21 protein-coding genes and 3 pseudogenes are annotated in these 18,265 nt (G+C 58.4%); 14 read left to right on the plus strand and 10 right to left on the minus strand.

The genetic code is table 11. The annotated features are described in order from the left end of the window. The first annotated feature begins 56 nt into the window (after positions 1–56). Both MHY08_RS10320 and MHY08_RS10325 read left to right on the plus strand, forming a co-directional pair. On the plus strand, positions 57–410 hold the full coding sequence (locus tag MHY08_RS10320) for a hypothetical protein (RefSeq protein ID WP_239236580.1): 354 nt from the start codon (positions 57–59) through the stop codon (positions 408–410). Between the two features lie 13 nt (positions 411–423). Further along, a complete protein-coding gene (locus tag MHY08_RS10325) occupies positions 424–1,020 on the plus strand; it encodes an HAD-IA family hydrolase (RefSeq protein WP_239194672.1) in 597 nt (198 codons plus the stop codon). Here the strand turns inward: MHY08_RS10325 and MHY08_RS10330 are convergent. Further along, positions 1,003–2,136 (minus strand): ROK family transcriptional regulator, encoded by a 1,134-nt coding sequence (locus MHY08_RS10330; protein WP_239236582.1) that lies wholly within the window; start codon positions 2,134–2,136, stop codon positions 1,003–1,005. The genes MHY08_RS10325 and MHY08_RS10330 overlap by 18 nt on opposite strands. A 108-nt stretch (positions 2,137–2,244) precedes the next feature. Here MHY08_RS10330 and MHY08_RS10335 point away from each other — a divergent pair, with 108 nt between their 5' ends. Together MHY08_RS10335 and MHY08_RS10340 are read left to right on the plus strand one after the other, a co-directional pair. Beyond that, a complete protein-coding gene (locus MHY08_RS10335; protein ID WP_040425540.1) occupies positions 2,245–2,814 on the plus strand; it encodes a TIGR00730 family Rossman fold protein in 570 nt (189 codons plus the stop codon). Positions 2,815–2,883: 69 nt separating this feature from the next. Further along, positions 2,884–4,554 (plus strand): DUF885 domain-containing protein, encoded by a 1,671-nt coding sequence (locus tag MHY08_RS10340; RefSeq protein WP_239236584.1) that lies wholly within the window; start codon positions 2,884–2,886, stop codon positions 4,552–4,554. Here the strand turns inward: MHY08_RS10340 and MHY08_RS10345 are convergent. Then, positions 4,551–5,642 (minus strand): AbrB family transcriptional regulator, encoded by a 1,092-nt coding sequence (locus MHY08_RS10345; protein WP_239236585.1) that lies wholly within the window; start codon positions 5,640–5,642, stop codon positions 4,551–4,553. The two genes, MHY08_RS10340 and MHY08_RS10345, sit on opposite strands and share 4 nt — an antisense overlap. Positions 5,643–5,754: 112 nt before the next feature. Here MHY08_RS10345 and MHY08_RS10350 point away from each other — a divergent pair, with 112 nt between their 5' ends. After that, on the plus strand, positions 5,755–6,525 hold the full coding sequence (locus MHY08_RS10350; RefSeq protein ID WP_239236586.1) for a TSUP family transporter: 771 nt from the start codon (positions 5,755–5,757) through the stop codon (positions 6,523–6,525). On the opposite strand, the gene MHY08_RS10355 is transcribed toward MHY08_RS10350, so the two are convergent. From MHY08_RS10355 to MHY08_RS10365, 3 genes are all read right to left on the minus strand, one after another. Further along, entirely contained in the window at positions 6,526–8,793 is a 2,268-nt protein-coding gene (locus MHY08_RS10355) for an ATP-dependent RNA helicase (protein WP_239236587.1), read from the minus strand. Next, the gene (locus MHY08_RS10360) at positions 8,794–9,459 is read right to left on the minus strand and encodes a sugar O-acetyltransferase (protein WP_239236588.1); all 666 of its coding nucleotides are present in this window, start codon (positions 9,457–9,459) and stop codon (positions 8,794–8,796) included. A gap of 257 nt (positions 9,460–9,716) precedes the next feature. Then, positions 9,717–10,223 carry a hypothetical protein gene (locus tag MHY08_RS10365; RefSeq protein ID WP_239236589.1) on the minus strand — a complete coding sequence of 169 codons (507 nt, stop codon included), beginning with the start codon at positions 10,221–10,223 and terminating at the stop codon, positions 9,717–9,719. On the opposite strand from MHY08_RS10365, the pseudogene MHY08_RS10370 reads away from it, so the two are divergent. Next, positions 10,222–10,931, plus strand: a pseudogene (locus tag MHY08_RS10370) (IS6 family transposase). The gene MHY08_RS10365 and the pseudogene MHY08_RS10370 overlap by 2 nt on opposite strands. Positions 10,932–11,061: 130 nt before the next feature. Beyond that, positions 11,062–11,235, plus strand: coding sequence for a hypothetical protein (locus tag MHY08_RS10375; protein WP_239236590.1), 174 nt, complete (start codon positions 11,062–11,064; stop codon positions 11,233–11,235). On the opposite strand, the gene MHY08_RS11820 is transcribed toward MHY08_RS10375, so the two are convergent. Next, the gene (locus MHY08_RS11820) at positions 11,185–11,490 is read right to left on the minus strand and encodes a transposase (protein ID WP_350223469.1); all 306 of its coding nucleotides are present in this window, start codon (positions 11,488–11,490) and stop codon (positions 11,185–11,187) included. The two genes, MHY08_RS10375 and MHY08_RS11820, sit on opposite strands and share 51 nt — an antisense overlap. A gap of 104 nt (positions 11,491–11,594) precedes the next feature. Beyond that, positions 11,595–11,846, minus strand: a complete 252-nt coding sequence (locus MHY08_RS10380; protein ID WP_141741072.1) for a hypothetical protein — start codon at positions 11,844–11,846, stop codon at positions 11,595–11,597. A gap of 24 nt (positions 11,847–11,870) precedes the next feature. Here MHY08_RS10380 and MHY08_RS10385 point away from each other — a divergent pair, with 24 nt between their 5' ends. From MHY08_RS10385 to MHY08_RS10400, 4 genes are all read left to right on the plus strand, one after another. Next, positions 11,871–12,230, plus strand: a complete 360-nt coding sequence (locus tag MHY08_RS10385) for a hypothetical protein (protein ID WP_239236591.1) — start codon at positions 11,871–11,873, stop codon at positions 12,228–12,230. Positions 12,231–12,780: 550 nt separating this feature from the next. Then, complete coding sequence (locus tag MHY08_RS10390) at positions 12,781–13,290, plus strand: hypothetical protein (protein WP_239236593.1); 510 nt, start codon at positions 12,781–12,783, stop codon at positions 13,288–13,290. Positions 13,291–13,513: 223 nt separating this feature from the next. Continuing rightward, positions 13,514–13,681: a hypothetical protein gene (locus MHY08_RS10395; protein ID WP_160310053.1), complete on the plus strand. Its 168-nt coding sequence runs from the start codon at positions 13,514–13,516 to the stop codon at positions 13,679–13,681. Between the two features lie 105 nt (positions 13,682–13,786). After that, positions 13,787–14,194 (plus strand): ArsR family transcriptional regulator, encoded by a 408-nt coding sequence (locus MHY08_RS10400; RefSeq protein WP_239236595.1) that lies wholly within the window; start codon positions 13,787–13,789, stop codon positions 14,192–14,194. Positions 14,195–14,443: 249 nt separating this feature from the next. Here the strand turns inward: MHY08_RS10400 and MHY08_RS10405 are convergent. Next, a pseudogene (locus tag MHY08_RS10405) lies at positions 14,444–14,593 on the minus strand (transposase); the annotation flags it as partial. 223 nt (positions 14,594–14,816) lie between these two features. Next, positions 14,817–14,990, minus strand: coding sequence for a hypothetical protein (locus MHY08_RS10410; protein WP_239236596.1), 174 nt, complete (start codon positions 14,988–14,990; stop codon positions 14,817–14,819). Between the two features lie 540 nt (positions 14,991–15,530). Between MHY08_RS10410 and MHY08_RS10415 the strand changes: the two genes are divergently transcribed. Beyond that, on the plus strand, positions 15,531–15,767 hold the full coding sequence (locus MHY08_RS10415) for a hypothetical protein (RefSeq protein ID WP_239236597.1): 237 nt from the start codon (positions 15,531–15,533) through the stop codon (positions 15,765–15,767). Positions 15,768–15,960: 193 nt separating this feature from the next. Here the strand turns inward: MHY08_RS10415 and MHY08_RS10420 are convergent. Beyond that, positions 15,961–16,164, minus strand: a pseudogene (locus MHY08_RS10420) (IS256 family transposase); the annotation flags it as partial. Between the two features lie 660 nt (positions 16,165–16,824). On the opposite strand from MHY08_RS10420, the gene MHY08_RS10425 reads away from it, so the two are divergent. Further along, a complete protein-coding gene (locus tag MHY08_RS10425) occupies positions 16,825–17,514 on the plus strand; it encodes an alpha-ketoglutarate-dependent dioxygenase AlkB (RefSeq protein WP_239236598.1) in 690 nt (229 codons plus the stop codon). 38 nt (positions 17,515–17,552) lie between these two features. Continuing rightward, positions 17,553–18,098 (plus strand): NADPH-dependent FMN reductase, encoded by a 546-nt coding sequence (locus tag MHY08_RS10430; RefSeq protein WP_239236599.1) that lies wholly within the window; start codon positions 17,553–17,555, stop codon positions 18,096–18,098. Positions 18,099–18,265 lie beyond the last annotated feature (167 nt).

Genomic DNA, 18,265 nt, shown 5'->3' on the forward strand with positions numbered 1-18,265 from the left:
TCAAGATTTAGAGCAATCCTCCCATAGCACTGCGGTGCGGTGGGAGGATTGTGTGTATGTCAACGCAACGCAAGGCTTTCTGCGTCATCACACTTTTGATTCTGGCGCTCTTTCTCATCGTGGGAGCGGCAATCATGTCCACGCACGTGGCCTTGGGGGTATTTTTGACCACTGCGGCGTTGATGCTCGGTCCGTTCGCTGGGCTCGCGCTGCTAGTTTATGGTGCCGTGGGCAAGCGCGGCTTGGTCACGCGCTCGCTATATAGCCTCGGTGGGATGCTGCTCATTGGTGCAATCGGGGGTATCTTTTCCTTGTCGATGGAACAGGCGCCTGTGATGCTGCCTATTTTTGTGGCCGGTGCCGGCGTAGGGATCGTGGCCGTGCTGACCCAAGCGCCGAAACGCGCATAAACTGGGCCTTGTTATGCCCAAACTCCTCTTTGATATGTACGGCGTGCTCATGCGCCCGGCCACCCCAGAAAGCCACTCCGACTTGGAGCGCCTCCTCGCGCCGCCAGATCCAGAGGCGATGTGGGAGGCCTACGGGTTTTATCGGCCGGATTATGATGCCGGCATTTTTAGCGATAGCCACTATTGGAATGAGGTAGCAGCCCGCGCCGGGTTGGGGGAGGTTCCCGTCGCGGAGGCGGTAGCGTGCGAAAACCGCGGCCTATTGGAGGCGGACCAAGAGATGGTCGCTCTGGTCAAGGGGCTTATCGGGGAAGGCTATAGCGTGGGCATCTTATCCAATATCCCCACCACGCTGGCGGGCCAGGTGCGAAAGCAGCAGCCGTGGCTGGAGGATTGCGCGGCGGTGACTTTTAGCTGCGATATTGGCGTGGCCAAGCCGCACCCAGAGGCTTACCGTGTGGCCGTGGATGCGCTCTCCGCGCAGCCGAAGGATACGCACTTTTTTGATGACCGCATCGACTACGTGGAGGGCGCTAGCTACTGCGGGCTCAATGCCCACCTCTTTCGCGGCATCGACTCGGTACGCGAGGTTCTAAGCACACTGGAGTGAGCGGCCTAGCTCCAGCGGTTGGCGCAGGAGCTGATCGGTGGCCACGGTGCGGGCTACCGCGCGGACAATCTCCTTATGGCCCGGAATCATGCGCAGCTGCAACTCATCGCCCGCGGAGGCGCGGACGGTGGCGGCAAATTGCTTGGGGGCCTGTGGGTCGTCGGTAAACGCGCCGCCGGCGATAACCACGGTGGCCGGGGAGTGGGCCTTGACCAGCTCCGCGGTGATGGCGCCCAACTGGCGGGCGCGCTCGTCCAAAATGGCGCGGACGGCGGGATGGGAGTCGGCTACGTGGGCGGCGTCGGCAAGCGAGGCGGCCTCCACGCCCTCGTGGCGGACCGCCTCCAGGATGTGCTGGGTGGCCAGCAGGTGCTCGGACGCGCCATGGCCCAGGAGTTCGGAGTGCGTCTGGGGTACGGGAATAATGGGGCTGACCTCGTCCTCGACGGAAAGTGCGGAGCCGATGGAATCGTCCGCGAAAAGCACCAGAACGCGCTCGCTGGTGCCAATCTCGGCCGCCTGGGTCTCGGAGCCGAGGATGGCCGGGATGGCGGAGGAGACCACCACGGGCACGCCGAACTGGAAGCGAAGGCGTTCGGCGAGGTCCACGCCGTGCCAGTTGAGGTTTTCCGCGGTGACCAGGCCGTTATCATCCACGGTGCCCGAGGTAGTCACGCCGAGGGAGACCAAGCGGTGGTTCAGGTTGGTCATCATGCGGTTGATGCCGGCCATGATGTGCTCGAGGAAGTCATCCTCGCTGAGGTTAGCCACCGGGGTGGTCAATTCCTCTTCGCTCAACGTGCGGCCCTTGATGTCATAGAGGCCGATGTAGGTCTGTTTGGTGCCCACGGAAATGCCGCCGAGCGCCCAGTCATTATCGGCCGCCTGCAGCGGCACTGTTGGTCGGCCGCGCCCGCGGGACTGGGTGAGGTCGGTGCGTTCCTGGATGAGGCCCGCGTTGAGTAGGGAAGTAGTGGCGCGCGTGATGGTGGGCTGGGAAAGCCCGGTGGCTTCCACCAGCTCGCTCCGGGTGATGATCGGGTTCAGGCGCACCAAATGGAGGCACTTTGCGGCCGGTGTGCGGGGGCGCGTGAACACTGGACCAGGTTTGATCATAAAAAGAAGTATAAATATTCCAGACTGCTTTGTCTAATCTCATAAACTCACCATGTACCGAATGGTCTAAAGGTGGTGGTGGCTGCGCAGATATCTATGCTGGAGAGCATGCAGTCAGTAGCGGTTTATTGTGGTTCAGCAACAGGAAACTCGCCGGCCTATACGCAGGCGGCACAGGAATTGGGCGCGGAGCTGGCCCGACGAGGCCTGACCCTGGTCTACGGCGGCGGCAATATCGGCCTGATGCGCGAGGTAGCAGAGGCCTGCCTGGCCGCCGGCGGTACCGTCACCGGCGTGATGCCGCAGTCGCTGGTGGACCTGGAGATTTCCCACCCCGGCCTGACCACCCTCGAGGTGGTCGGCTCCATGGCCGAGCGCAAGACCCGCATGGAGCAGCTTGCCGATGCCTATATTTGCCTCCCCGGCGGCGTCGGCACCCTCGAAGAGCTGACCGAGGTGCTTACTTTGCAGCAGCTGGGCCACATCCGCGGCCCGGTAGGCCTTGTTAATACGGAGGACTTTTGGCGCCCGTTCCACGCCATGTACGCCGCCATGGCCGAGTCCGGCTTCATCCTGCCGCGTTTTGTCGATGCCTTGGTGATGGAGGAGAAACCGCAGGATATCCTGGATAAATTCAGCGGCTGGAGCTACCCCGGAACAAAGTGGGACAACGATTAGTTAACAAGTTCGCAACTTCCGCCCGCCCGGGTGGCCTATAGGCGATACTTAGGGATAGACTTCCTCGTTATGAGTTCTGAGCAGACCGCTAAGCGCCAGCCCTCTCTACTGGATGCTTCGTGCGATAACTTCGTTCACGACCTAGCCGAGCTTTCCCCCACTGATGCCACCGCGTGGGGCATTGACGGCTACGAGGGCGAATTGCAGGATTTCTCCCCCGAGTACTTCACCGCCATCGCAGACCGCACCCGCGAAATGGTCGCGGACCTGGATGCCCTAGATGACACCACCGATGAGTCCGATGATGAGGATGACTTTGATGACGTGGACTATGTCACCGCGGCCGTCCTGCGCGATCGCCTCTGCCTTGACCTCGATCTGCACCACCACAGCGAGGATGTACGCTGCCTGAATAACATCGCCTCCCCGGTGCAGACCATCCGCGATACCCTGCTGCTTATGCCGCAGGACACGGAGGAGGACCGCGATGCCATTCGCTCCCGCCTGTCCAAGGTGAAGACCTCCCTGGCCGGATACCGCAGCTCCTTGGAGGAAGCGGCCTCCCACGGCATGGTGGCACCGCACCGACAGATCTCTGAGGTCATTGTGCAGTGCGAGCGGCTTGCCGACGCCGACTCGATGCTCGAGTCCCTCGGCCTCGACGCCGACTCCGCCGAGGTGCAGCAGGCCAAGGAGGCCTTTGGCGAGTTCTCCGATTGGCTCTCCAATGACCTGCAGCCCCAGGCGCCTAACAAGGACGCTGTGGGCCGCGAGCGCTACGAGCGTTTTTCCAAGCTCTTTGTGGGCGATGCCGTTAACCTCGATGAGGCCTATGAGTGGGGCCTGGATCAGGTGCGCAGCTTGCGGGCGGAGCAGGAAAAGATCGCTCACGAGCTCTATGGTTCCGATTGCTCGGTGCGCTCGGCGATGCGCAAGCTCAACCACGAGGAGCGCTATACCCTGCGCGGCACCGATGCGCTGGTGGAGTGGATGCAATCCACCGCCGATGGCGTCATCGCTGAGCTCAATGGCAAGGAATTCGATATTCCGGAGGAAGTAGAAGAGATCGAGTGCTGCATCGATCCGGCCGGCACCGGCGGCATCTTCTATACCCCGCCGAGCGATGACTTCTCCCGCCCGGGCCGCATGTGGTGGTCCGTGCCGGAGGGCCAGGACACCTTCCATACTTGGCAGGAACTGACCACCGTCCACCACGAGGGTGTGCCGGGACACCACTTGCAGCTCGGCTCCGCGCTGGTGCAAGAAGATCTCAATCTGTGGCGCCGCGCGGTGACGTGGAACTCTGGTCATGGCGAGGGTTGGGCGCTCTACGCCGAACAGCTCATGGCCGAGCTGGGCTACATGGATGACCCGGGCTTCCGCATGGGCATGTTGGATGCGCAGCGCCTGCGCGCCGCCCGCGTGGTCGTGGACATCGGATTGCACTTGGGCAAGCAGTTGCCGGATTGCGCTACCTCCGGCGTGTGGGACAAGGCGCACGTGAAGACCTTCATGCGTGAGAACACCGCTATGGATGATGCGAACCTCAACTTCGAGGTCAATCGCTACCTCGGCTGGCCGGGCCAGGCGCCGTCCTATGCATTGGGGCAGCGCCTGTGGCAGGAGACCCGCGCCGCGGCCGAGAAGCAGGGCATGAGCGCGCGCGAGTTCCACTCCGAGGCCCTCGCCCTTGGCTCCGTGCCGATGTCCGTCCTTCGCGAGGCCGTCTTGGACAACTAGCGGCGCAGCAGCCGCTGGGCCAGCCGCAGCAGCTGTGGCAAGTAGCCCGCTACGACCAGCACCGCGATGAGTCGGGTGAGCTGGACTGCGATGACCGCGGGCCCGGCCCCGCCCTCGGCCGAGAGCGCGAGCACGGTCTCCAGCGCGCCGGGGCTGGTGGCCAGGTAGGCCTCAAAGTAGGTGATGTGCAGCCATTTGGTCAGCGGCCAGGCGGTGGCCGCGCAGATGCCGATAATGACCACGATGAAAAGAACCGTGGCGGGCAATTGCTTGGCAAAGGCTTTGAGCGCCGGCAGCGAAAGCCCGCCGCCGCAGACCCAGCCGATGGACAAAAATGCCATCACCTTAAAGGCGTAGAGCGGCTCGAGCGTGTGGCCCTCCGGCAACACGAAAGAGGCTAGAACCGTCAGCAGTAAGGGGCCGAGCACCGCGGCGGCGGGGAGATGGAGGAACTTGCCTACCTTTTCTCCTATGCAGGCAATGACAACCACTAGGGCAACTATCCACCATGTGGTTTCGCCGTCGACCGAAAGATCCGCCCCCTCGCCGGCGGGCGTGTCCAATAAGGCGACCACGGCGGGTAGCGATACCGAGACTACTAAGAGGCGCAGGTATTGGGTGAGGGCGACGTAGCGGAAGTCGGCACCGAGTTCGTCGGCAAGCGCAGGCATCAGCGAAGCACCGCCCGGCAGCATGGATAAAATGCCGGTTTCGGAGGAGACATCCTGTGGCTGCGCGCGGTGTAAGAGTTGGCCGCCGATAATGCCTACCATCAGTGTGACAAAGGACATCGTCAGGGCGGCAGGCAGGAAGCCAAGCAATTGGCCCACCGGCACCACGGTCAGCGGGATGGCAGCCATCATGCCGATAAAACCACGCGACATGCTATAAAAACTGCGGTTCACGCGCAGATCTTCTCCAGTAAAAAGCGCCATGGCGCCGGAGGAGAGAATCGCTGCCAGGATCCAAGCCGCAGGTACGTGCCACATGCTAAAAAGCCAGCCCAGTGCGACCGATGCCGGAACGACAATGGCCCACCGTGCCACGGTATGGGCACTAAGCCCGGTGCCTTCCTGCTGTGCGGCCATGCGAGCCTCCTAGTTCTGCTGCGACAAAAGTATAATGCCTGCTTTTCTCCACTACGGAGAGGGCAGTTGGCGGGTTATCACCTTACATCATTCAAGATTTATGATCGGGGGCATGGAAATTGATCTGGTGCAGTGGGTAATTCTCTTCTTTGGTACCGCGGCCGCGGGGTGGGTCGATGCGGTCATCGGCGGTGGCGGATTGATCCTGATCCCGATGCTGCTGGCGGTCCTTCCCAGCCTCGCGCCTGCGGCGGCGTTGGGTACGAGCAAGCTGGCCTCGGTAACCGGCACCGGCTCGGCAGCCGTGACCCTTGCGCGCAAGGTGAAGTTAGATAAGGCGGAAATGGCGCGCTTTATCCTCATCGCGCTGGTCTGTTCCGGGTTGGGAGCCAGCGTGGCCTCGAGCCTAGACAAAGACGTCATGCGCCCCATCATCATCGTCCTCATGGTGGCCGTGGGCATCTTCGTGGCCTTCAAGCCAGACTTTGGCAGCAGCGACGCGGCCGGCGTCCGCGGCGGCTGGCGCACCGTCGTCGTCCTCGTGCTCTCCGGCATATTTTCCTTTTACGATGGCATCTTTGGGCCTGGTACCGGCATGTTTTTGATCATGGCCTTTACCTCTATCTTTGCCCAGAGCTTCCTGACCTCTGCGGCGATGGCCAAGGTGGTCAATACCGCCACCAACTTAGGTGCGCTCGTCGTGTTCGCCCTCGGTGGCCACGTGTGGTGGACGCTCGGCATCGTGCTTGCGGTAGCGAATATCGCCGGCGCGCAGCTGGGCGCGCGCACCGTACTCGGCGGCGGCGCCAAGTTGATTCGCTACGCGCTGCTTACCTTGGTCGTGGTCATGAGCTGCTACCTGGGCTGGCAGCAGTGGGCATAACTACATCCGGTTCTTGGTGCGCGCGGTAGCCATCGCATTCCACGGGTCTTCCGGCCAGGGGTGCTTGGGGTAGCGGCCGCGCATATCGGCGCGCACGCCGGCGTATGGGCCGGACCAGAAGCTGGCGAGATCATCGGTCACCGCGAGCGGGCGGCCGGCGGGGGAGAGCAGGTGGAATTGCACGCGGTGGCCGCAGTACTCGGGGGATTCGGCCAGACCGAAGCATTCCTGCAGCTTGATGTGGACCACGGGGCGATCGCCGGACCAATCGATGGCGGCATCACGGCCGGAGGGAACTGGGAGACGCTCGGGAGCGAGATCGTCCAGATGGGTGGCTTCCGGCCAGGGCAGGAGGCGTTGCAGCGCGGGGTACATGTCGAGCTTGGCGGCGGGGGTGCCCTCCGCAATGCGGTGGAGCTCGGGGCCGAGCCACTCGGCAGGATCCGCGGAATCGACATCGGGCCAAGGATCACCGAAGTGGGCGTGCAGGTGGCGCAGGCGGTCTTTGAGGCTCTGGGCCTTCTTGCTGAAGGTGAAAAGACCCAAGCCTTCCTCGCGGATGCCGGCGGCAAGCGCCTCCTCGGCCGCGGGGCCAGTGACCTTGACTGGGGTTTCAGAGAGCGTGATGGCGCCCGCAGCCTTGACCTTGATGCCGCGCACGCGACCATCGCGCAGGAAGGCGCGGGTTTCCTCGGTGACGCCGATGGTCTCGAGGGCTGCGGCTTCCTCGATGCGGGTGGCCGAGCGGATGATGGCATTGCCCGCATTGGACAGGGATACCTCCGCGATGGCGAGCCACGGGGCGCCGGCCAGGCCCGAGTTATCCAGCAGCCGTGCGCGGGTACCGCTGGCCAGCAGATAATCTTCGCCCACGCGCTTGGCCACCTGCTCGGGAAAGGCAGTGGCGACGACCTCGCCGGGATCGGCGGGGCCGAGATTGTCGACGAGGCGGGCGAGCCGCTTGACCTCCTTTTGGGGTGGGCGGTGACGGGTGAGGTTGGGGGTTAAGGGGGCGTCGGCAAGCGAGGCAATGATGGGCGCGGCCTGGCTGCCGTGCCGGAGCAAGGAGGCGCCGAGGCGCGGATCGGTGGGCAGGAGGGCGAGCTCCTGCGTGGCACCAATGCGCTCGAGGGTGGCGTGCGCGGCCGCAAGGGCCGGAGCCGGCGGCGGATCGAGCAACGGGAAGTCCGAGCCCGCGCCCCAGCAGTCCAGAAATAGCGCGGCCTGGGTGAGATCCGCGGACAGGATCTCCGGGGTGGTGTGCGGGGAAAAGTGCTGGTAATCATCCTGCGAGTAGCAGCGAATCACGGTGCCAGGTGCCTCACGGCCGGCACGACCAGCGCGCTGATCGGCACTCGACTTCGAGGTAGACACCGTCACCAACCCGGACATGCCACGCTGCGCATCGCGCCGGGGAACGCGGGAGAGCCCGGCATCGACCACCACGCGCACGCCCGGCACGGTAAGCGAGGACTCCGCGATGGAGGTAGCCACGACGATGCGCTGCTCCTCGGTATACAGCGCGGCGTCTTGCTCCGCGGTGGTTTGCTTGCCGTGCAGCGGGAAAACATTATGGTCTTTCAGCGCCTCGCACACGAGGTTGACCTCGCGCACGCCGGGCACAAAGACCAGCGTTGATTCGTGCTGATGGGCTGCTTGCTTGGCGACGTCCCCGTAAAACTCCCTCGCCCCCGCCGCCCTGCCCGGCATGGGGGCGTAGTGGATATCGAGCGGGTGGGTAACTGCCTCGGTGACGTGGACGGGGGCGTCCATGAGCTGGGAAAAGCGTTGCGCATCCACGGTGGCGGACATGGCGATGACGCGGAAGTCCTCGCGTAGCTGGGCTAGTTCCAGGCACATGCCCAGCACCAGATCCGTATCGAGCTGGCGCTCGTGGACCTCATCGATGGCAACGGCGGCCACTCCCTCGAGCTCCGGATCCTTCAGCAGGCGGCGCAGCAGTACACCCGGCGTGACGAACTCGACCTCACTGCCCTTGCGGGACTCGCCGCGGATGGCAAAGCCCACCTTGTCCGGGGTGCCGCTGAGGGTACTCAAGCGCTGCGCGGCCGCGCGCACGGCCACACGGCGCGGGGCGGTGACGATGACCTTGCCGCGCCCTGCCGCATGATTGGCCAGCGCCGGTGGCACGAGCGTGGTTTTACCCGTACCGGGCGGTGCCTGAATAACAACGTTTCCGGTGCTCGGCAGCGAATCGATGGTCTCGGCTACGGGCAGTCCCGCGCCGATGCGAGCGAGATCAAACATTTAGTTGGCGGCTCCAAAACCCTCGACGGGGCCGTTGAGATCCTGGCGCTCCCAGGCCTCCTCATTGTCTTCCAGCTTGCGCACCACGCGGCCGGGTGATCCCAGGACCAGCGAATTATCTGGGATATCGGTGGTAATAAGCGTGCCTGCGCCTATAACGCAGTTCTTTCCAATCGTGATGCCCGGCAGCACGGTGACATTAGCACCGAGCCACGTATTATCACTGATGGTGATGGGCTTAGCTATCTCCCAGCCGCCGGCGCGCATCTCATGATCGTTTACCGGATGCCCCACCGTAATCAGGGAGCAATTGGGGCCCACCATGACGCCATCACCGAGCATCACCTGGGCCTGGGCCAAAATGGTAGCGCCAAAGTTAATGAAGACGCGCTCGCCACATATTAGGTTGCAGCCGTATTCCAGATTCAACGGCACATGCAGGCCCGGCACCGCGGAATCTTCCGGCAGTATCTCGCGCAAGATGCCTTCGGCACGCTCCTGGTCCGTATTGTGCAGCTCGTTGAGCTGCTTTACCAAGCGAAAAGTGCGCTGGTGCTCTTTCTTCGCCTCCGGCATGCTCGGCAAGAACCACTCCCCACCGGTCATCCGCTCCCATGAGCCGTAGCGTTCCAAGTCCTGCCGCTCCTGTGCATCCATGGCTGTCATTGTAGAGGGTGGGCCGTGCTTAAAAGGTATCTGCGAAAAGCACTTAGGTCCCGGTAAATCACAAACCCACAGGCCGTTTTGTTGGCTCGATAAAATTTGTAGACGACATTGGCAAAGAGGTTGCTGATTCTCAGAGTTAAGGTTGAGTGTACACAAACGGAACAAAGCTCGGGGTACTTCAGATTTCAGAATCAACCTACGTAGTTGATGAACAGCCAGACGGTCATCGGTGCTTATGGACAGGCAAGTAAGTAGTCCTAGGGGGAACCCCCAAAGACTGCGGCGAGAGGATGCGTTTTCCAGTTCTCCCCAGTATGGAGAAGGTGTTCTATACCGGCCTGGCAAAACATACCGGCCCAAATCTGCGCAGTCATCTTTCCAATACGTTTCGTTGACCTCAACTGCAGCGCCGCGGCAAACTCACCCGTAACTCTGTCTGGCTGGTTGAGCACTGAAAAGACGAAAGAATAAGGATCCGCGCTCAATCTTTTTATCGCTTCGCCAAACTCGTCGGTCTGCTTCACGAGCAAATTCTGATAAATATCATCAGTCTGCTCTTGCTCTTTAGCTGAAACAGAAATATAGCGCTCAGTGAGCGTGGTCAAACTGAGTAATGGTATGTTGACGAGTTCTGTTTTTGAAAAAACACCAATTCTCGCAAGATTCAAGCGGACGTCATCGACCGTCTCGGCCTCGGTTAACCTCCAAGGTGCTGTTGCAAAATTGGGGTAGTAGGAAGATCGACGTGAAATATTCACAGCCATGGGTATCTTCTCCGGTCGTCACTTCCCCGTGACATCATTCTGTGGGCGGTGCGGTGGTACTGCCGCTACGGGGTGAGCTATCGCGACCTCGAGGAGATGATGACCGAGCGGGGTGTGCCGGTTGATCACACCACGATCTACCGCTGGGTCCAGAAATATGCTCCCGAGCTAGACAAGCAGACCCGGTGGTACCGGCAGGTACCTGACTGGCAGGCCAGTTCCTGGCGGGTGGATGAGACCTATATCCGGGTCGGCGGCAGGTGGTGCTACCTCTATCGGGCTATCACCGCCGGTGGCCAGACCTTAGACTTCTACCTCTCACCAAAGCGTAACGTCGCCGCAGCGAAGCGTTTCCTGGCGAAGACTCTGAGGTCGAACACGTCAGCCGGGTTCCCGCGGGTGATTAACACAGATAAAGCACCCTCCCTGTCCAAAGCGATCATCGAGCTCAAGGAGGAAGGTATCTGCCCTCAGACGGTGGAGCACCGTCAGGTGAAATACCTAAACAACGTGCTGGAAGGTGATCACGGGCGGTTGAAACGAATCCTCGGACCGAAGGGTGCATTTAAGAACAGGACGTCTGCATATCGGACGTTGAAAGGGATGGAAGCGATGCACTCATTGCGAAAAGGGCAGGGCACGATGTTTGCCTACGGGCAACCGAACCCGGACGCGGCCATCGTTAGTCGGGCATTCGAGACTGCTTAAGCGCCCCGGAGCAAGTACAACTGATGTCCCGAGGCAGGGCTCTTCGACCCTGGCCTAACTTTGCAACAGCACCATAAAACCTCACTTGAAGAAAACCTTGAGGGAGCAGGGCAGCTTATATGTTTTTAACATGAATTCTTCTGCTCTCCTAGACCGTGCAACCATTCGCCATAACCGCACCGAATTCAAGGTGCGCTGGCTTGCCCATATTGAGGAATGGAAAGCAGAAAACCGACCGGCCACTGAATCAAGATCAAGCCAGGACCAACAATTTTGGGGAGACCTCCTCGACTGCTTCGCTTAAACTCCAGTCAATAGTGCCTTCGGTGTCTTTAAGCGCTACTACGGGTTGGTGAATGGCGTCATAGACTCCCGTGCGCGAGTAGAGATTGTGGCGTTTCCACAATGTTTGCCGAGGTCCGAAACGTTCTACAAGATCCCGCCATGGGCATCCGATGCGGAACCTGTAGACAATGGCTTCCATGATGGTGTGATTATCGGAAAACGGCCTGCCGACTTTCCGGTGGTAGAGGGCAGGTGTGGAGCGATGATTTCCCATGTGGTCTCGGGAATCTCTCGGAAATTCTCGAGGCTGCTCATACCGAAAATTCTTTCACACTTACTCTCAACTAATTAAGAGACACAACCTAGATTAATTTGCCTTTAGCTGCCTGATATCCCAGGGTCTGCAAGAGTTTTCTCCAGTGTTTGAATGCGTTGTTCGAGAGAACCGACGGTAGTGACTATAGATAAAGCAATGCGATTTACCTCAATGTTTCCTGATTCATCAGAGAAATTCTCAGCTAAGAATTTGAGGCGTTCTAGAAAATTTGAGGTAGTAGGAAAAACATCACTGTCTATTTCTGAAGATATTTGATCGAGTAACGACCATAACGAAAAGGAATCTGGATTCATTCTCTACCCTTAAGTGAGGTCTTGATGTTACGTGCTCGTAAGTTTGTTGCCTACGCTCTTGCATTTTCATTGGTTACAAGTTCTCCTATTGTAGCTAATGCTGCAACTGTGTCACCAGATGAAACTATGGATGATTGGTCTGAGATCGGTTCTCAGTCTAATCCTGAATCGCCAATTCTGATTGAACCGAACGATCGTAGTGAGGTTACATATCAGCCTTATGGACTCTGGGATAAAATCTGGAAATCTACCTCAAGGGTGCTGCTTTCGGAAGTAGAGTGCATGAGTAAGCTCGCCTACTACGAGTCCCATTTCAAGGCAATAGGTGCATGCGTTCCAACGCCAAAAGGGACATGGCTTTTAACCGTAAAATGGCTCGATTAAAGATCCCTTCTTAGGGTGGAGGCTCTTTATGTCCGAGGAGCTTCTCACTCGCTACCAACACGCGCTGCGATGAACGCCATCGAGGTCCACGGATAAACACGCTTATCCGTGGACCTTATCTTTGCTTCATCCGCGTCCCAACGCTCGCCGTTGTCGCGTGCTTACCTGCTTAATCCGCCAATCGCTCGCGCGTTTGTCTGCCTGACACGACCAAACCCGCCGAGGGTTCGGCGGGTTTTCAATGCTGACCTCCCCCCCCCCCGACGGGCGCTTAGGCGCTCTAGGTTATGAGACCTTTGCACTAAACCGCAACCAGCTTCGAGACATTTGATTTGGTTCGTGTCAACTGTGAACGAATCGAGGGAACGATTAAGCGACCATTCGACAATGCTTCAGCTTGAATCCGGTCCCTTTCTTGCCATACAGCTTGTTGGCGTCTTTGACTGCTGCAGCTTTCGTGTTTCCAAAGCCCCATATGTACTCTCCGGTTGCTTCATTGCGGAGGTTGACGATAGGACACTTAACTTGCACTCGGTAGACAGCATAGGGTGTGATTTCTGGTGGAACGCTGCTTAAGGAAGTGGCTGGGGTAGCGCTGGCTGTTCCCTACGCCCCGGAAAGGGCGATCATTAGGCTAATAGCGACTGCGGATAGCGAGCGAAAAGGTTTCTTCATGACGGCAAACTCCTTCGAGGACGGAATAGTTGAGCAGAAATTCGTTGAAGAGCTGCATTTGTACTGCTCTCAACCGGAACTTGAAAGGCTGATAAAGCGGTTTAAAAGTTCCTTCGCTCAAGAATTTCACGAATTGGATGACTTTTCTCCCGTTGCAGTGGAAACCGAAGAAGACGACTATAATCTAGCTATCGAAGCAGCAGGTAGGGGCGATTTTGAGGATCTTCGAGCTTACGTAATAAAGCAAGAGTTTGTTTTCCCTGTCCGAAAAAAGAACGAGGAAGATCTCGACAAAATCAGCAATAGGGTCTTCGGGATTGTTGGAGAAACTGTTGAGGATGTCCCCTATTTCAGCTTCCTTGACCTGGAAGGGGATCGGACCTAAGTAGCCCCAGCGATTCTCCGCGTTCTGAGATGCCTGCACCACGCCTGGGTGATGTGCTCGACGCTCAAGAGCGCATAGAGCGCCCCGGACGGGGCGGGAGCGCTGGCTGGCGTTAGCCGCGTTCAAAGTCAGCGATAACCAAGTCAGCCGCCGTCGCCGTCTGCGTCGACATCTGGCGCTGCCGCGCGTACGGCTGCGCCGCACGCTTGCCCCTGAATTTTTCGTGCCCGACAGCCCCGCCCTGTACGTGCTTTTTCCCGAGGCCACCACGGAATCTCGGCAGATTGCCCGGGAGGATCTCGATCGGGCCGGCTCCCAGGCCCAGGAGCTCGACGGGCGGATCAACGACCTGCTCGCCGTCCTGGACGACGAGCTCAGCGAGGGTGCATGAGTGATCAGGGCACCTGCGAGTGGTGCGGCGGGCCGATCCCGCCCCGCTCGGATCCGCGGGGGCAGGGGGCTCGGTTCTGCCGCCCTGCGCATCGTGCTGCCACCCATGCGCGACCGCCAGACCATGGCTAGGCGCGTGCGCGGGTATGTCACCCAGTCCAAGAGCGAGGCCTACAGCGGCTCTAGCACGCCAGGTAAAGCCACGAGCAGCGAGCGGAAAGCCTTAGCCACGATGGGCCGCAGAGGCGGCAAGAAAGCCGCACAACGCTGGAAAGACCGTGATAACGACTATGCGCAGTCTGAGCTTGCAAAACTGGAGCGAACGCACCTAAGGAAGCGAGTTCAGGGGCAAACGACGCGTGCAAGAATTCAAGCCCTTGTCGGTCAAAGCTTTGTAGAAACCGGCAAGCTTCCGTCGCGCAAAGAAATCATGGCTGAAACAGGCGTGTCTGAATCTACCGTCAAACGGCATCTGCGAGAGCTACGTTCTGCGGGGTTGCTTCCCGAGTTGTAGGGGGGGTCATACCGTAAGCAATATACGGTTCCCCTGCCGTTAGGCAGTTAAGTAAAACCTCTCTTAGCAAGATTGGGTTGGATGGACTATGTCCCGGTGTCACTAAGAGTGCATAAGGTGTGTCGCCGCTACGGCTAGAAGACGAGTAGGTCGAGCAGCTCGTTCCAGCTGTGGATCGTGGCCATAGGGTCGGCAAGAATCGCGCCAAAGGTAGCGCCTAGCGTGAATGAGCGCAGCTCGGAGAGCCGCGGTGCCGACCCGTGTATCCAGTAGTCGGTGGCGGTAGCCGTTGCGGTGGTTGACGCGGTTGTCGCTGGTGGCGCCGTAGAAAGCGCCGCAGGCAGTATCGTCTTGGGCAGATAGAATTTGGTTGATGAAATCACCGAGCATCTCACGCATCAGATCGGGTAATGCCTGGGTGAGTAGCTGTTCGAGATACGCGGTCGGGTCGATAGCCTAAGGGCCAGCGGCCATTATGGGTGGCGTCCTTTCGAGGATAGGTTGAAGTTGATTCGAAAGGTACCCATGATGGTCGCCCTATTTGTCCTCGGGCCCATCACAGGAACTAACTCGTACACCAAGCTAACGGACGCAACCGCCGGCAGACGACTTTACTCACCGGTTATTCCTGATGATTGTTTTTGACGCGATTGACCAGTACTGCTGCAACTATAGTGAGCAGTAGGAGGATGAAAAATCCGAGGATCGACTTGTTTGTGATGGCGACATAACCTGAAATTGCCAGCCCAAATAGTGCAACGACAATCGCATTGGGAGATATTTTATGTCTGTTCATTAGTCCTCTTCACACTTGATCGTTAAGTACACCCTAAGTGAACGGTTTAGGAATTACATCTATCGCGTTTAACTCACTGTTCGTTAGGGTAGGTTTATAACTAACGAAACAGAACCGTCACTACCTCTAGACATTCCCGAACAACCAGAGGCTGTTGCGGGTCAAAAAATTGGTTACGCCCGCGTCAGCTCCAAAGACCAGAATCGTTCACTTAGGGTGTACTCAATCGCGCCGTTCTGTCGCCCCTGCTGGCTTGAATCGTGCCGTCCGGAGGGCAAAGAAAAGCGGCGACTTTAAGCGATTGCCTAATTCTCTGCCGGGTTGTCCATAGTTGAATGAGGCTTATACGTATTTCCTCTAAGGGTGTCCAGACTGTATAAGTGATGAGAATTTATCCGATAAGTGTTACCGTATCGATAATCTAGTTCTCCTTTTTGAAAGGCTAATTCTTCATGGTCACCAAACTAGGGCGTAAAGTCCCAGCTGCTGCACTTGCTGGCGCGGGAGTATGGTGCGCAACGAAGTGGGCAAGCTAAGCAAATGAGTCTTTCTAAGTTTGTTCCTGCCCCCAAAGCCGCACAGGACTCGGCTCGATTTGTTCAAACTTATCTGTTGGATAAATCAGCTCGCGAATTCTTCCTCCAAGATCGAATGAAAAATGTAGTAGCTCTTGCTAAACAAGGGAATTGGTCTGAGTCGTCCAAAGAGTTCCGCGAGCAGACAGGTGCGGATATTAAAATGAGCGTCTTTGCAGCTCAAATCGCTGCTATTGTTTAGGTACAAAGAAGTTCCTGTTCAACAGGTGCAATGCGATTTCCTAAATAAGAGTTCTGAGACACGATAGAAGACTAAACGGGTGGGAAGTCAGCGCGGGTGGTGGCATCGGCCATGGACGCACTTTTCGGCGCTTACCTTGATTATTAGTACTGTCTTGAAACCAATATATTTGGGCACATTTGTAGATGAAGGTGTAGCCCAAGTGTGCATCCGTCTCCGTCTGTAGACCAGCGTTGATCGATGCTTGTAGCAGGCCTTTGACCAGCTCGCTTGCATCATCAGTGGAAGCCGAAAGCTCGCTGATCAAGCTGGCGAGATCAGGGTTTTCCATCAGCTTCTCGCTAATCTCGTTGGCCCTCGCCGGGGCATGGCTTTTCTTCGGTGACACCGTAGTCATTATCGGTGAAACTCCTTCTAGATCAGAGCCACACACAAACTTCCTGACACCCTCATGTTCCGCACACCAAAGACACCGTAATTTTCCCGATGAACAGCACTCATGCGTTCAAACAGCACAGCAACCGCGAGGCGACGAGCACTTAATCCACAGGGCCTCGGATTGGCAATACCCACGCGAGGTGATAAACCCACCAGCCCGGTTATTCTTCACCGTCTTACAGATGAACTCGACGCAGAAACGATTCCGGTACTTATCGATGAACCGGATCATGTCCGACGTTGTGGGCCTAGTTCCGACGCAAAAAGCTGAGGCAGCCTTCAACAACTCGTTAGTATCGCGTAGCTGGTGATTTTCACGACGTAGCCTCGCGTTCTCGGCGGCCAAATCTTCAGCAACAGGTTCTTAGATGTTTCCCGCACGGCAGGCAGGCTTAAGTCCATTGACAAACCGTGTGCCATGAAACCCCAGCTTTAAAGCTACTGCCTAGCACGCGGGGTGCATCGACAAGTTTTCCGCCAAGATACGGTCTTCCTCGAGACCGGCCACACAGTCCTTGGCAATCTAGTCAAATTTCCTTGGCATGTTCGAAGACTTTCCCATCTACTCAAACGGAACAAAACCCGGGATACTTCAGGGGCGTTGGGTTAGGGTGAGGTCATGCTTTTTGATTCGCTGCCGCGGCCGAGCGTGCGTGTGGCTCCGGGGGTGGGGCATGTGCCGGGATGGGTGGGCGTCGATAAGCAGAAGGCCTTGGTAGAAGAGATGCGTGGCATTGCGCGCGAGTATGCGGCTACGCCGATGGCGATGGTGCAGCCGCGGTTGAAATCCGGCGGGCAAATGAGCGTATTTCAGCTGCATTTGGGCAGGTATTGGCATTATCCCAGCTATCGGTACGTGGACAATATGGACGGCACGCGGGTTCCGCCGGTGCCAGAAAGCCTGCGTCAGATTGCTCCGGGAGCACTGCGCGCCGCGGCGGAGGTAGCGCCCGAGCTAGAGCCATGGGTGGAGACTTTCGTGCCGGAGATGGCGCTGGTGAATTACTATCCGCCGGGCTCGGCCATGGGCATGCACGTGGATGCCTTTGAGGAATCACCCGCGCCGGTGATTTCGCTTTCCATTGGGGATGAGGCACTTTTCTGTATGGGGCATACTGAAGCGCGCACGCGGCCGCGGGACGATATCACGCTGTGTAGTGGCGATTTGGTGGTCTTTGGCGGACCGAAGCGCTACGCCTACCACGGGGTGGTGCGCGTTAATGACGGCACGCTGCCGGAGGGGTGCGGGTTGAGTGAAGGACGTATCAACATCACCATCAGACAAGTATCTGCGCGAGCGGTAGGCTAGGAATGTTACATAAAGCTTGAAGGAAAGAAGGTTTTCTCATGTCTCGTATTGGCATCATCATCGGCAGCACCCGCGATAAGGCCGTCGGCAAGGTAGTGGGCGAGTGGCTCAATGACGTGGCCCAAGGACGCCAGAATGGCGTGGACTACGCGTTGCTGGATCTCAAAGAATTCGATATTCCGGTCCTGACCACCGAAGTTGTACCGGCTGCCGCTAATAAGCAGTACGAGGACGAGAAGGTCCAGGCATGGTCCGATGCTGTGGACGCCTGCGATGGCTTCATCTTCATCACCCCGGAGTACAACCGCTCCGTGCCAGGCCCGTTCAAGAATGCCTTTGACTGCTTGGCCGCAGAGTGGGCGGGCAAGCCCGTTGCCTTTGTTGGCTACGGCCCATCCGGTGCCGTTCGCGCCATCGAGGCATGGCGCCCGATCGTGGTGAACTTCTCCATGCCACAGCTGCGCAACCAGATCGAATTCTTCCTCGCCACCGACTGGGCAGAGGGCGAATTCCGTCCGGTCGATTTCAAGGTGGAGCGCACCACTTCCTTGCTGGCTGAGCTGGAAGACGCCGTTTCCGCATAATCAGTGCCCGTTGGCCGCATACAAAAAGTCAGCCCCCGCGCTCTTTTGAACTGCTCCCCATTAGTTGGACTGAGAAATCAGTTTCCGATTAGTGGGGAGTAGTTTTCATTGAGAGCTCGAAGTTTGGTGAGTGAGCATCAGCGGGAGCAGTTGGTTGAACTATTTGA

Source organism: Corynebacterium sp. ACRPJ (assembly GCF_022347345.1).
In the GTDB taxonomy this organism is placed as follows: domain Bacteria; phylum Actinomycetota; class Actinomycetes; order Mycobacteriales; family Mycobacteriaceae; genus Corynebacterium; species Corynebacterium tuberculostearicum_D.

Coding starts and splice junctions, on each gene's coding strand:
- MHY08_RS10375 (WP_239236590.1), top strand. CDS start 11,062: ATGAATTCTTCTGCTCTCCTAGACCGTGCAACCATTCGCCATAACCGC.
- MHY08_RS10430 (WP_239236599.1), top strand. CDS start 17,553: ATGTCTCGTATTGGCATCATCATCGGCAGCACCCGCGATAAGGCCGTC.
- MHY08_RS10410 (WP_239236596.1), bottom strand. CDS start 14,990: ATGAACAGACATAAAATATCTCCCAATGCGATTGTCGTTGCACTATTT.
- MHY08_RS10365 (WP_239236589.1), bottom strand. CDS start 10,223: ATGGCTGTGAATATTTCACGTCGATCTTCCTACTACCCCAATTTTGCA.
- MHY08_RS10340 (WP_239236584.1), top strand. CDS start 2,884: ATGAGTTCTGAGCAGACCGCTAAGCGCCAGCCCTCTCTACTGGATGCT.
- MHY08_RS10320 (WP_239236580.1), top strand. CDS start 57: ATGTCAACGCAACGCAAGGCTTTCTGCGTCATCACACTTTTGATTCTG.
- MHY08_RS10400 (WP_239236595.1), top strand. CDS start 13,787: ATGCGCGACCGCCAGACCATGGCTAGGCGCGTGCGCGGGTATGTCACC.
- MHY08_RS10345 (WP_239236585.1), bottom strand. CDS start 5,642: ATGGCCGCACAGCAGGAAGGCACCGGGCTTAGTGCCCATACCGTGGCA.
- MHY08_RS10380 (WP_141741072.1), bottom strand. CDS start 11,846: ATGAATCCAGATTCCTTTTCGTTATGGTCGTTACTCGATCAAATATCT.
- MHY08_RS10415 (WP_239236597.1), top strand. CDS start 15,531: ATGAGTCTTTCTAAGTTTGTTCCTGCCCCCAAAGCCGCACAGGACTCG.
- MHY08_RS10330 (WP_239236582.1), bottom strand. CDS start 2,136: ATGATCAAACCTGGTCCAGTGTTCACGCGCCCCCGCACACCGGCCGCA.
- MHY08_RS11820 (WP_350223469.1), bottom strand. CDS start 11,490: ATGGGAAATCATCGCTCCACACCTGCCCTCTACCACCGGAAAGTCGGC.
- MHY08_RS10325 (WP_239194672.1), top strand. CDS start 424: ATGCCCAAACTCCTCTTTGATATGTACGGCGTGCTCATGCGCCCGGCC.
- MHY08_RS10355 (WP_239236587.1), bottom strand. CDS start 8,793: ATGTTTGATCTCGCTCGCATCGGCGCGGGACTGCCCGTAGCCGAGACC.
- MHY08_RS10350 (WP_239236586.1), top strand. CDS start 5,755: ATGGAAATTGATCTGGTGCAGTGGGTAATTCTCTTCTTTGGTACCGCG.
- MHY08_RS10425 (WP_239236598.1), top strand. CDS start 16,825: ATGCTTTTTGATTCGCTGCCGCGGCCGAGCGTGCGTGTGGCTCCGGGG.
- MHY08_RS10360 (WP_239236588.1), bottom strand. CDS start 9,459: ATGACAGCCATGGATGCACAGGAGCGGCAGGACTTGGAACGCTACGGC.
- MHY08_RS10385 (WP_239236591.1), top strand. CDS start 11,871: ATGTTACGTGCTCGTAAGTTTGTTGCCTACGCTCTTGCATTTTCATTG.
- MHY08_RS10335 (WP_040425540.1), top strand. CDS start 2,245: ATGCAGTCAGTAGCGGTTTATTGTGGTTCAGCAACAGGAAACTCGCCG.